A 13,207-nucleotide genomic window follows, 5' to 3' on the forward strand; every position below is an offset into this window, starting at 1 on the left:
CCGTCGTCACCATCGTCGGCTCGCGCGGTAATTTCTGCACCGGCAGCTTGATTGCACCACGTGTGGTCCTGACGGCCGCGCACTGCGTGCAGCCCGGCGCGGACTACAAGATCGTCGATCGCGGTGCCGATGGCCAACCCCAACTGCTGAACGTGCGTACCATCGCGCTCCATCCGAACTTCAACATGCAGGCGATGCAGGCGCATCGCGCCACCGCCGACGTGGCGCTGCTGCAACTGGAAATTCCACTGAAGGGAAAATCCACGGTGACGGTCGGCATGCCGAGTATTCCAATTCAGGTCGGCGGCCGCTTCGTCATCGCCGGCATCGGCGTCACCGTTCGCGGTGAAGGCAAGAGCGGCGGCACGACGCGCGTTGCCGGCCTCGTTGCCACCGGGCAGCCCGGCACGCTCCAGATCCGCCTGGTCGATCCTGTAACCAACGGTGTTCGCGATGGAATTGGCGCCTGCACGGGTGATTCCGGAGGCCCCGTGCTGGAGGACAAGCCGAATGGTCCCATCCTTGTCGGCCTCATCAGCTGGTCCACCGGGCCGAACGGCGCAGCTGGCTGCGGTGGATTGACCGGCGTCACGCCGCTCACGCTTTATCGCGACTGGATCTTGCAGACTGCGCGGAGCTGGGGTGCGGGCCTGTGATTTGATCTCGATTTGATCTATGTCATTTTGAAGCGGAAGCGCGATGGGCGACTATGCCCGTCGCGGAGGAAACGCGTCGTCCGGACAAGGGCGGCCACAAAAACAAGCAAGGCATAGAAGCAACAATGAATGTCGCTGTTCGCAGTCAAGCCATGGCCAAACAGGCTTCGGAACATTTCGACGTGCTGATCGTCGGCGCCGGCATCTCCGGCATCGGCAGCGCCTATCACATCCAGAAGCAGCTTCCGGGCACGAGCTACGTCATCCTGGAGACGCAGGAAACATTCGGCGGCACCTGGAGCACACATCGCTATCCCGGCATTCGCTCCGACAGCGATCTCCATACCTTTGGCTACAGCTTCAAGCCGTGGGTCGGCCCGCCGATTGCGACCGCCGAGGAGATCCTCGCCTACATGAACGAGGTGATCGACGACAACGATATCGCGCGCCATATCCGCTACAAGCACAAGATCAATTCTGCGAGCTGGTCGAGCGAGCAGAATCTCTGGACCATCGAGGCGGTGACGACCGACACCGGCGAGCCCAGGACATTCACGGCAAACTTCCTCTGGATGTGCCAGGGCTACTATCGCCACTCCGAAGGCTACACGCCGGAATGGAAGGGCATGGACCGCTTCAAGGGCCGCATCGTCCATCCGCAGACATGGCCCGACGACATTGATCTCACGAACAAGAAGGTGGTGGTGATCGGCTCGGGCGCCACGGCGGCAACGCTGGTGCCGAACATCGCGGACAAGTGCGCGCATGTCACCATGCTCCAACGCTCGCCGACCTATTTCCGCCTCGGTCGCAACGCCATCGAGATCGCGGAAGAACTGCGCCGGCTTCAGGTTGACGAGACCTGGATCCACGAGATCGTGCGGCGGAAAATCCTGTTCGAACAGGATGCGTTCACGAAACTCTGCGTGTCCAAGCCCGAGCAGGTCAAGAAGGAGCTGATCGGCCAGATCAGCGCAGTCCTGGGTCCGGACTACGATGTCGAGACGCATTTCACGCCAAAATACCGGCCGTGGCGGCAGCGCATTGCCTTCGTGCCGGATGCCGATCTGTTCAAGGGGATCGCCAGTGGCAAGGCCTCCGTCGTGACCGACGAGATCGAATGCTTCGTCGAGAATGGCATCCAGCTCAAATCCGGCAAGCTGTTGGAGGCGGATGTCATCGTCACCGCGACCGGGTTCAATCTTGCCGCGCTCGGCGACATCGCCTTCGAGATCGATGGCAAGCCGCTCGCCTTCGGCGACACCGTCACTTATCGTGGCATGATGTTCACCGGCGTTCCCAACATGGTCTGGGTGTTCGGCTATTTCCGCGCCAGCTGGACGCTGCGCGTCGACCTCGTCGCCGATTTCGTCTGCAGGCTGCTCGGGCACATGAAGGCGAAAGGTGCAAAGAAGGTCGAGGTCGGGCTGCGCCCCGAAGACCACAACATGCCGATCCTGCCCTGGATCGATCCGGAAAACTTCAACCCCGGCTACATGATGCGCAACATGGACCTCTTGCCCAAGCGCGGCGACAAGCCGGAGTGGCAACACAGCCAGGATTACTGGACCGAGAAGGACGAGATCCCGAAGACGGACCTGGACGACAAGGCGTTTGTGTATGGGTGAGGAGAGCGTGGGCTAGGATTTGTGTGAGAGGCGACGACGCTCCCACACACTCCGTGTCGTCCCGGCGAACGCGCTAGGGCATGCACATATCTGGTGCGACGGATTGACTCGGCCGGGGCTTGGGGGATTCCAGAATCGGGAAATCGCGTGATTTCTATTGCGGCACTTCTTTTAGCTTGAGGTGCCTCGATGCTGTCACAGATCGACTGGACGTTGGGTCGGTTCGGGGATCGTCGTCTCGATAAAGGGGGGCGGCGCTTGTCGGACGCATGGTCGCGGGCAAGAATGTATGCCTGCGGCGCCTTTCCAGGGGCGATCGTGCTCTGGAGGTGCGGTTCAATCGTTTCCTCCGCCACGGCAAGGTGACAGTGGAACGGATCATTGACAGCTGGAGTGGCAGCACGGTTGCGGCCGTCGCAGACCGCCATGTGCTGGCAATCCAGGATACCAGCGAGATCCACTTTAATACCACGTCGCAACGCCGGCGAGGGCTTGGGGAAATCGGCAAGGGCAATCAGCATGGAGTGCTATTGCATCCGCTGCTGGCCGTGGATGCCGACAATGGCGAGTGCCTTGGACTTCTCAGCGGTGAAGTATGGACCCGCGAGGGGCGTCGGACCGTCTCACATGATAGTCGCGACCTCTCGGACAAGGAATCACAGCGCTGGATTACTACCGCTGTGACGGCCAAGCCGCGGCTTGCCGGTGCCGCAATGGTGACACTGCTTGGCGACCGCGAGAGCGACATCTTTGCTCTTTATACCAAGGCAGCCGAACAGGACTTCCACGTGATCGCCCGCAGCATGCATGATCGCAAGCAGGCTGACGAGACAAGCTTGTACGCAACCATCGACGCCATGGCAGCGGTGCAACGTCGCACCATCAAGTTGCCTGCGCGCGCCCAGCGGCCCTCACGTGAGGCCGATCTCGAGCTTCGCTTTGGCGTCATCGAGCTTGCCCGCCCCCAGAACAAGTTCTTGCGCAATTTGCCGAAAAGCCTGCGTTTGGCCGTCGTCGATGCCCGCGAGATTAATGCCGCTGCCAACGTCGAGCCGCTGCACTGGCGTCTGCTCACCTCTCACGAGGTCGCCAGTGCAGACGATGCCTGGCAGATCGTCGGATGGTATAAGCAGCGCTGGATTATCGAGCAGTTCTTCCGCGTCCTCAAGACACAGGGCTTCAAGCTCGAAGATAGCCAAATCGGCACCGCCGATCGACTTCTCAAATTGGTCGCTGTCGCGGCCAAGGCAGCAGTCATTACCATCCAGCTCCTGCAAGCGCGCAACGGTGGCCGGCAGAGCGTCTCGAAGACCTTCAACGTTGAGAAGATCGCAACTTTAACGGCCCTCAACCACCAGCTCGAAGCCAGAACCAGGCGGCTGAAGAACCCACATCCGTCCGACACCCTCGCTTGGGCGGCCTGGATCATAGGCCGCCTCGGCGGCTGGGACGGCTACCCATCCTCCAAACCACCTGGTCCCATCACCTTCAAAAATGGCCTCGAATACTTCAACGCCGTCGCGGCAGGATGGAGCCTCAGAGATATGTGCATGCACTAGTGCGAACGCAGGGACCCATAACCCCAGGGAGTGGTTATGGAGCGAGCCGACCACTCCGAGTCTTCGCCAAACATCTGCCTGTGGTTGGGTCCCGGATCGGCGCGCGCTTAAGAGCGCGCTTGTCCGGGACGACACCATTGGTTGGATCGGCAGCTTGCCAGCTCATCGGCAGTGAGCTCACGAATTCCGCCTCGTCGCACTCGTGGCGATCGCCGCCGCGGCCGTCCGATTCTCCACGCCAAGCTTGGCGTAGATCTGTTCGAGATGCTTGTCGACCGTGCGCGGGCTGAGGCCGAGAATCTGCGCGATGTCGCGGTTGGTCTTGCCCTTGCTGAGCCAGGCCAGCACTTCGCCTTCGCGGGTGGTGAGGCCGAGCTCGCTGGTGAATTCGGGCGGCAGGGCGGTGCCGGACTCCCTGGAGAGGCGCAGCAGGAACTCGTTCGGCGCGGTCTCGCCCATGTAGAAGAGCCGAAGTTGCGGATTGTCGGGCAAGGAAGCGCCTTGAGACTTCGAGCCGCCCTTGGCCTTGACCTGTTCCAGCCATTGCAGCAGCGCTGGCGGCAGCACGAAGTCGTCGGCCTGCGCGCCGTGATGGTCGGACAGCAGTTTCTGCGCCTGCGGCGTCGCCCATAGCACGTTGCCCTGGCGATTGACCGCGAACAGGAAGCGGCCGGAGACGTCGAGTGCGGCGCGCGCGCTCTGAGTCAGCCGGGCATTGCCGAGATGGACGCGGATGCGCGCCAGCATCTCCTCGATCACGATCGGCTTGGTCACGTAGTCGACGCCGCCCGCTTCCAGGCCACGCACGATGTGCTCGGTCTCGGCAAGACCCGTCATGAAGATCACGGGGACATTGGCAAGACCCGCATCGCGCTTGAGCCGGCGGCAGGTCTCGAAGCCGTCGATGCCGGGCATCACGGCATCGAGCAGAATGATGTCGGGCGTGATCTGATCGATGATGCGCATCGCCGCGGCGCCGTCGAGCGCCACCATGACCGTCATGCCGGCGCCGTCGAGCGCGTCGGTGAGCAGCCGCAGCGCTTCCGGAGAGTCATCGACGACAAGCGCGACGTCGCGCTTCTTTGGTTCAATGCTCATGAGCATGCAACGTCTTCAATGTGGCCATGTACCGGTCGAGATCGAAGCGATCGACCAGCGACCGCATCTGTGCGACGAAGTCGGCATGTTCGGGGTGCTCGCTGCCGATCTCGTCCAGCTTCAACTGGATGCCCTTGACGTATCCGATCTGGCCGAGCCTGATCAGCGCCTCTATGTGCCGCAGCGGCGGCTTTGATCCGGTCTCGGGACGCCAGAACGGCACCGCGACCTCGTCCGAACCGTATTGCCATTCGATCCTGAGGAGCTGGCGGATCGTTTCCAGGAGCCGCGGGATGTCGATCGGCTTCATCAGGTAGCCGTCGTGGAAGGGTTGGGCCAGCGGCGCTCCGTGGGCCTCCAACGCGCTTGCCGACACCATCAGGATGCGCGCCTGGTGATGGCCGCACGCGCGCAAGGCCTCGGCGACGGCCCAGCCGTCCATGGCAGGCATCGAGATATCGAGCAGGAACAGATCGGGCCGGCAATGCTGTGCCAGCGCGAGGCAGCCCGCGCCGTCGGGCGCGCTGAGCAGGATGAAACCGAGCGGCGTCAGCACCTCGCGCAGGAGGTCGCGATGCACGGGATCATCGTCGGTGACGAGAATGGTCTTGCGAGCGCCGTGATAGCCGGAAACCGGCGCCTCCACCGGCGCGATGCGCTGGGGATTGGTGACCTCCGAAAGCAGGATCTTGACCTTGAACGTTGAGCCTGTGCCGACCGCGCTCGTGACCTTGATATCGCCGCCCATCACGCCGGCGAGCAGGCGGCTGATGGTGAGGCCGAGGCCGGTGCCGGTCTGCGGCTGCGAGACGCCGAGCGCACCGCGCTCGAAAGGCGCGAAGATGCGCTCGAGATCGTCGCCCCGGATGCCGGGGCCGGTGTCGATCACCTCGAATTCGGCAACGGGGCTGCGATAGTGCACGACGAACTGCACGCTGCCGGACTGGGTGAACTTGATGGCGTTGGAGAGCAAATTGATCAGCACCTGACGCAGCCGCTTCTCGTCGGCATAGACCACGAGCGGCAGCGACGCCGGTCGCCTGAACACGAAGTCGATGCCCTTGGCTGCGGCCTGGAGGCGGAACATGCCGACGAGCTGGTCGAGGAATTCGCTGAGGCGCACCTCGTCGCGCGACAGATACAGCCGGCCTGCCTCGATCTTGGAGATGTCCAGGATGCCGTCGATCAGGCCGGACAGGTGATCGGCGCTGCGGCGGACGACGCGGACCTGGTCGCGGGGCTTCGCGCCCAGCGTCGCATCCTGCTCGAGGAGCTGGGCATAGCCGCTGATCGCATTCAGCGGCGAGCGCAGCTCGTGGCTCAGGCCCACCACGTAACGGCTCTTGGCCAGGTTGGCGGATTCGGCGACCTCCTTGGCGCGCTGGAGCTCGGCGTCGGTGCGCTTGTGCGCATCGATTTCCTGGATCAGCAGCGCGGTCTGACGCCGCGTCTCGGCCTCCGCGGCCCGGCGGCTCTGCTGCGCCAGCACGAACAGCCAGGCGACCACGCCGATGATGATGCTGAGCGAGAAGAATACCTTCCAGAGCACGTCGGAAACGAGCGCGTTTTCGCCATGCACGCTCGCCGACGTCTGCAGATAGATCAGTCCCAGCACCAGCGCGACCAGGCCGGCGGAGACCACGAACACGCCGATATAGTGGCCCAGTTGCGAGTTGATCCGGGCGTAGATCGATTGCGGCATCAGCTTGCCCAGCGTCTCCGCCACTTGCGCCTGGATTCTTGCATGCGGCTTGCAGAGATCGTGGCAGCGCGCGTCCAGCGAACAGCACAGGGAGCAAATCGGCCCGGCGTAAGCAGGACAGGAGGCCATGTCCTCCGGCTCGAACGAGTGCTCGCAGATGCAGCACTGGATCGCCTCGAGGTTCTGCCAGCTCCGCTTCGGCTTGCGTGCGATGTAGTACTTGCCGTCTGTGGCCCAGGCAATCAACGGCGCGGCGAGGAAGGCCACCGCGAGCGCTATGAATGCCGACAGTGCCCTCGCGACAGGCCCGAACAGGCCGTAGAAGGCGCTGATGGAGACGATGGTCGCGATCGTCATGGCGCCCACGCCGACCGGATTGACGTCGTAGAGATGCGCGCGCTTGAATTCGATCTGCGGCGGCCGCAATCCAAGCGGCTTGTTGACGACGAGATCGGCGACCAGCGCGCCGACCCAGGCGATCGCGACGTTCGAATAGAGTGCCAGCGTCTGCTCCAGGGCCTTGTAGACGCCGATCTCCATCAGCAGCAGCGCCACGATGACGTTGAAGACCAGCCAGACCACGCGCCCGGGATGGCTGTGGGTCAAGCGCGAGAAGAAGTTCGACCAGGCGATCGAGCCGGCATAGGCATTGGTGACGTTGATCTTGACCTGCGAGAGGATCACGAACGTGCCGGTCAAGGCCAGCGCGAGGTCAGGCTGCGACAGCACATAGCGGAACGCTTCGAGATACATGTGCGCCGGCTCGGCAGCCTCCTCGGGCGGCACCCCGTGGCTGAGCGCGAAGAAGGCGAGGAACGAGCCCGCGAGGAGCTTCAGCACGCCGAGCACGATCCAGCCCGGTCCCGCGCTCATCAGCGCCATCCACCAGGAGGCCCTCGAGGCGCGTCGGTCGCGCGGCAGAAATCGCAGGAAGTCGACCTGCTCGCCGATCTGCGCCACCAGCGAAAACGCGACCGAGGCCGCAACGCCGAACAGCAGCAGATCGAAATGTCCATTGAGATCGCCGTGCTCGCCCGAGAACTTGCGCCACTCCGTAAAGGAGTGCGGGTTGTGCCAGGCGATCGCCGCGAACGGAATGATATGAAGGATCACCCACAGGGGTTGGGTCCACAATTGAAAGCGGCTGATCAGCGTGATGCCGTAAGCCACCAGCGGGATGATGACGACGGCGCTGATGAGATAGCCGACCGGCCGTGGAATCCCGAAGCACATCTCGAGCGCGGACGCGAGGATCACGGCTTCGATTGCAAAGAAGATGAAGGTGAAGGATGCGTAGATCAGCGAGGTGACGGTCGAGCCGATGTAACCGAAGCCGGCGCCCCGCGTCAGCAGGTCGATGTCTATGCCGCATTTGGCGGCATAATATGCAATGGGCACGCCGCAGCAGAAGATGATGATCGAGACCACAAGGATGGCGGCAGTCGCGTTGGTGACGCCATAGTTCAGGGTGATGGTGCCGCCGATCGCCTCCATCGCCAGGAACGAGATTGCGCCCAGCGCAGTGTTGGCGACGCGGGCGGCAGACCAGCGGCGCGCGCTCTTGGCGGTGAAGCGCAGCGCATAGTCTTCCAGCGTCTGGTTGGCGACCCATTGGTTGTACTGGCGCCTGACGCGGTCTATTCGCTGCCGCCCTGCCACTCGACCCCACTCCCGATACGGACCCTGAGCCCTCGCAAATTCCGTACCAAAAGCCTACGTCGGCATTTTGCGGTGCAGTATACGCGATCTTGCGTATGCTTGCGCTGCGTAAATTCGAGCCATCCTCACGGCGCCAATCGCGTGTTCTCGAACAAAAGTGGGGTGCTCATGTCAGACGAAGCAAACAAGGGCCTGTTGTCGCCGCTGCGGCGCAAATTGTTGATGGGGATGGCTGCCGTGCCGGCCATCACGATGCTGCCGCGGGCGTCCTTTGCGCAGGCCCCGGCGACCTCGGCGGTCAACACCACAGGACTTGCGGTCACCGACACCGAGGTGACGGTAGGTATCCTGCATTCGGCGACCGGCACCATGGCGATCTCCGAGACCGGCTCGATCGAGGCCGAAAAGCTCGCCATCGAGCAGATCAACGCGGCCGGCGGCGTCCTCGGGCGCAAGATCAAGTTCATCCAGGAGGACGGCGCCTCCGATTGGCCGACCTTCGCGGAAAAGGCCAAGAAGCTGCTGGTCAACGACAAGGTCGCGGCCATCATGGGCTGCTGGACCTCGGCCTCGCGCAAGGCGGTGCTGCCGGTCGTCGAGCAGTATAACGGCATGCTCTATTACCCGACCTTCTATGAGGGCCTCGAGCAGTCCAAGAACGTGATCTATACCGGCCAGGAAGCGACCCAGCAGATTCTCGCCGGCCTGAACTGGATCGCCAAGGAGAAAGGCGCGAAGACCTTCTTCTTCATCGGTTCCGACTACATCTGGCCGCGCACCTCGAACAAGATCGCGCGCAAGCACGTCGAGAACGTGCTGAAGGGCAAGGTGGTCGGCGAGGAGTATTATCCGCTCGGCAACACCCAGTTCAACTCGGTCATCAACAAGATCAAGCTGACCAAGCCCGACGTGATCTTCACCGACGTCGTCGGCGGCTCCAACGTCGCCTTCTACAAGCAGCTCAAGGCTGCCGGCATCGATCTCTCCAAGCAGCCGCTGCTGACGATCTCGGTGACCGAAGACGAAATCGACGGCATCGGCGGCGAGAACATTGCGGGCGCCTATGCCTGCATGAAATACTTCCAGTCGCTCGACAATCCCAACAACAAGGCCTTCGTGCCCGCGTTCAAGAAGATGTGGGGCGAGAAGACCGTGATTGGAGACGTCACCCAGGCTGCGTATCTCGGCCCGTGGCTGTGGAAGCTGACGGTCGAGAAGGCCGGCTCCTTCGACGTCGACAAGATCGCTGCGGCCTCGCCGGGCGTCGAGTTCAAGGGCGCTCCGGAAGGTTACGTGCGTATCCATGAGAACCATCACCTCTGGTCGAAGACCCGGGTGGGGCGCGCCAAGCTCGATGGTCAGTTCGAGCTGATCTACGAGACCGCCGACCTCGTCGAGCCGGATCCGTTCCCCAAGGGCTACCAGTAAGAAGCGCCATCGGTAAACGGCGACATCCGTCGCGCTTTCTCCCAGGCACCAAGCCGCTCCCTGGCGTGGATCGCAAGTCCATGCCCAAGCCCCCGCGTCGCGATTCTGCATCGCGACGCGGGACCCTTATCCCCGACGGAGGACATCGATGTTCGGCGACTATTCGCTTGGTGACCTTGGCTCCATCTTCGTCATGCAGGGCTTTGCAGGACTGATCCTGTTCTCGGTCTACGTTCTGATGGCGCTGGGGCTCGCGATCATCTTCGGCCAGATGGGCGTCATCAACATGGCCCATGGCGAGTTCATGATCCTCGGGGCCTACGTCACCTGGATGACTTCCAATCTGTTCCAGACCTACATGCCGAGCCTGTTCGGCGGCTACTTCTTCCTCGCAATGATCCTCGCCTTTGTCGCGTCCGGTGCGTTGGGCATGCTGGTGGAGTGGGTGCTGATACGGCATCTGTACAAGCGCCCGCTCGATACGCTGCTCGCCACCTGGGGCCTCAGCCTGATGCTGCAGCAGGCCTATCGCTCCGTGTTCGGTGCGCGCGAGGTCGGCGTCGAGCTGCCGCAGTGGATGCTGGGCTCGCTGCACGTCACCGACAGCATTGAAGTGCCGATCAACGGCGTCTTCGTGATGTGTCTCACCGTACTGATCACCATTTCCGTCGCCTACGTTCTCTACATGTCGCGCTGGGGCCGCCAGGTGCGTGCGGTCGTGCAGAACCGCATCATGGCCGGGGCCGTCGGCATCAATACCGAAAAGGTCGATCGCTATACTTTCGGTCTCGGTTGCGGCATCGCCGGCGTCGCCGGCAGCGCCTTCACCATGATCGGCTCGACCGGCCCGACCTCCGGCCAGCTCTACATCGTCGACACGTTCCTGGTCGTCGTGTTCGGCGGCGCCGCCAGCCTGCTTGGCACCATCGCCTCGGCTTTCTCGATCTCGCAGACGCAATCGACGCTCGAATTCTTCATGTCGGGCTCGATGGCGAAGGTGCTCACGCTGCTCGCTGTCGTCGGCATCCTGATGCTGCGGCCGCAGGGTCTCTTCGCCCTCAAAGTCCGCAAATAACGAGAAGCAGGCAAGCCATGATCATCAACTCACGCTTCTTCAATCGCTCCGAACTCACGGGCTTTGTCGTCCTGGCCGCCGTGCTGTTCGTGATCCTGCCGCTGTCGCTGGACGTGTTCCGCCTCAATCTGGTCGCGAAATATTTGACCTACGCCTTCGTCGCGCTCGGCCTCGTGCTGTGCTGGGGGTATGGCGGCATTCTGAGCCTGGGGCAGGGCGTGTTCTTCGGCCTCGGCGGCTACTGCATGGCGATGTTCCTCAAGCTCGAGGCCTCGAGCGTCGAGAACACGAAGATCCAGTCGACGCCCGGCATTCCTGACTTCATGGACTGGAATCAGATCACGTCATTGCCGTTGTTCTGGCAGCCATTTCACAGCCTCACCTTCACCATTCTCGCCATCATCCTGGTTCCCGGTCTCTTCGCCCTGATCATCGGCACTGCGATGTTCAAGCGGCGTGTCGGAGGCACCTATTTCGCGATCATCACCCAGGCCGTCGCCGCCATCCTGACCATCCTGATCGTCGGGCAGCAGGGCTATACCGGCGGCATCAACGGCATGACCGATTTGCGCACGCTCAAGGGCTGGGACATCCGGCCCGATCACGCCAAGGTCATCCTGTACTTCGTCGAGGTGGTGCTGTTGTTCGCCTGTATCGGCATCGCACAGTTCATCCGCCTGACCAAGCTCGGCCGCATCCTGGTGGCGATGCGCGAGCAGGAGGACCGCGTCCGCTTCTCCGGCTACAGCGTCGCCAACTTCAAGATCTTCGCCTTCTGCATGGCCGCGGTCTTCGCCGCGATCGGCGGCGCCATGTTCGCGCTCAATGTCGGTTTCATGTCGCCGTCCTTTGTCGGCATCGTGCCGTCGATCGAGATGGTGATCTACACCGCCGTCGGCGGGCGAATGTCGATCTTTGGCGCGATATGGGGGGCCATCCTGGTGAATTTCGCCAAGACCAGCCTGTCGGAATCCTTCCCGCAACTCTGGCTGTTCGGCCTCGGCGCGCTGTTTATCGCGGTCGTGCTCGCCTTCCCGAATGGTCTGTCCGGGCTCTGGGCCGATTACGTGCAACCTCGCATTGATCGGCTGTTCGCATCGCGCAAGGCGAAGGCGGACTGGAACGGCAATTCTGTCGCCGACGGCGCACCGGCAGAGTGAGGGGATCATCATGCTCGTCGGACATCACGATGCCGATGCCACGTTGGCAGTTAGGAGATAGATCATGCTCGTCGGTCATCAGCCGAAGGAATTCCTGCTCGCGGTCTCCGGACTGACCGTCTCGTTCGACGGGTTCAAGGCGGTCAACGATCTCTCCTTCTACGTCGAGGAGAACGAGATTCGCGTCATCATCGGTCCCAATGGCGCCGGCAAGACCACGGTGCTCGACCTGATCTGCGGCAAGACCAAGGCGACGTCGGGCTCGATCCAGTTTCGTGGCAAGGAGCTCACGAAGATGAAGGAGAACGAGATCGTGCAGACCGGCGTCGGGCGCAAGTTCCAGACGCCGTCGGTGTTCGAGGACCTCACGGTGTTCGAGAACCTCGAGATCTCGTTTCCGCGCGGCCGCTCCGTGTTCGGCTCGTTGACCTTCCAGCGCGACCAGCCGGTGAAGGACCGGGTCGAGGAGGTCGCGGAGATGATCTTTCTCAAGGACAAGCTCAACACCTATGCCGACGAGCTCAGCCACGGCCAGAAGCAGTGGCTCGAGATCGGCATGCTGCTGATCCAGGACCCCGACCTGCTGATGCTGGATGAGCCGGTCGCCGGCATGAGCGTGTCGGAGCGGGCCAAGACCGCCGAATTGCTCAACCGCATCATCAAGAACCGTTCGGTGCTGGTGATCGAGCACGACATGAAATTCGTCGAGGACATCGCGCACAAGGTCACCGTGCTGCACCAGGGTCAGATCCTCTCGGAGGGGACCATGGAGAAGGTGAAGAACGATCCCAAGGTCATCGAAGTCTATCTGGGGCACTGAAGAGAATCTCGATGCTGGCAATTTCTGACCTCCATGTCGCCTACGGCCAGAGCGAGGTGCTGCACGGCCTCAACGTCAAGGTCGCGCCCAACGAGATCGTTGCGATCATGGGCCGCAACGGCATGGGCAAGACCACCTTGATGAAGTCGCTGATGGGGATCCTGCCGGCAAAAAGCGGCTCGGTGACGATGGACGGCACCGAGCTCGGCGGCCTCAGGAGCTACGACCGCGTGGCCAAGGGTCTCGCCTACGTGCCGCAGGGCCGCATGATCTTCTCCACCATGACGGTGAAGGAGAACATCGAGACCGGCCTCGTCGTCTCCGGCGGGTCGGAGGTGCCTGGCGACATCTACGAACTGTTCCCGGTGCTGCTGGAAATGAAAGGCCGCCGCGGCGGCAATCTCTCCGGCGGCCAGCAGCAG

Annotated in this window: 10 protein-coding genes; 8 read left to right on the top strand and 2 right to left on the bottom strand. The window is 62.5% G+C overall.

Going from position 1 to position 13,207, the window contains the following annotated elements:
- The 3 genes from IC50_RS35615 to IC50_RS35625 form a co-directional block, all read left to right on the top strand.
- A partial coding sequence (locus IC50_RS35615; protein WP_035716105.1) for a S1 family peptidase occupies positions 1–656 on the top strand: 656 nt, incomplete at its 5' end.
- Between the two features lie 125 nt (positions 657–781).
- Positions 782–2,284: a flavin-containing monooxygenase gene (locus tag IC50_RS35620; protein ID WP_035716130.1), complete on the top strand. Its 1,503-nt coding sequence runs from the start codon at positions 782–784 to the stop codon at positions 2,282–2,284.
- Positions 2,285–2,553: 269 nt separating this feature from the next.
- Positions 2,554–3,843 (top strand): IS4 family transposase, encoded by a 1,290-nt coding sequence (locus IC50_RS35625; RefSeq protein ID WP_035716108.1) that lies wholly within the window; start codon positions 2,554–2,556, stop codon positions 3,841–3,843.
- A gap of 177 nt (positions 3,844–4,020) precedes the next feature.
- On the opposite strand, the gene IC50_RS35630 is transcribed toward IC50_RS35625, so the two are convergent.
- Positions 4,021–4,947, bottom strand: a complete 927-nt coding sequence (locus tag IC50_RS35630) for a response regulator (RefSeq protein ID WP_035716110.1) — start codon at positions 4,945–4,947, stop codon at positions 4,021–4,023.
- The gene (locus tag IC50_RS35635) at positions 4,931–8,302 is read right to left on the bottom strand and encodes a hybrid sensor histidine kinase/response regulator (protein WP_035716112.1); all 3,372 of its coding nucleotides are present in this window, start codon (positions 8,300–8,302) and stop codon (positions 4,931–4,933) included. Before IC50_RS35635 ends, IC50_RS35630 begins: the two co-directional genes overlap by 17 nt.
- Positions 8,303–8,470: 168 nt before the next feature.
- Between IC50_RS35635 and urtA the strand changes: the two genes are divergently transcribed.
- The 5 genes from urtA to IC50_RS35660 form a co-directional block, all read left to right on the top strand.
- Positions 8,471–9,730, top strand: a complete 1,260-nt coding sequence (gene urtA, locus IC50_RS35640; protein ID WP_035716115.1) for an urea ABC transporter substrate-binding protein — start codon at positions 8,471–8,473, stop codon at positions 9,728–9,730.
- Between the two features lie 148 nt (positions 9,731–9,878).
- Entirely contained in the window at positions 9,879–10,805 is a 927-nt protein-coding gene (gene urtB, locus IC50_RS35645; RefSeq protein WP_035716118.1) for an urea ABC transporter permease subunit UrtB, read from the top strand.
- A 17-nt stretch (positions 10,806–10,822) separates the two neighbouring features.
- Positions 10,823–11,965 carry an urea ABC transporter permease subunit UrtC gene (gene urtC, locus IC50_RS35650; protein WP_035716122.1) on the top strand — a complete coding sequence of 381 codons (1,143 nt, stop codon included), beginning with the start codon at positions 10,823–10,825 and terminating at the stop codon, positions 11,963–11,965.
- A 64-nt stretch (positions 11,966–12,029) separates the two neighbouring features.
- A complete protein-coding gene (gene urtD / locus IC50_RS35655; protein WP_035716125.1) occupies positions 12,030–12,785 on the top strand; it encodes an urea ABC transporter ATP-binding protein UrtD in 756 nt (251 codons plus the stop codon).
- Between the two features lie 11 nt (positions 12,786–12,796).
- Positions 12,797–13,207, top strand: a 411-nt coding sequence (locus tag IC50_RS35660) for an ATP-binding cassette domain-containing protein (protein ID WP_035716127.1), incomplete at its 3' end; no start/stop codon positions are given.

This window comes from Bradyrhizobium genomosp. I (2014) (assembly GCF_000261685.1).
Classification (GTDB): domain Bacteria; phylum Pseudomonadota; class Alphaproteobacteria; order Rhizobiales; family Xanthobacteraceae; genus Bradyrhizobium.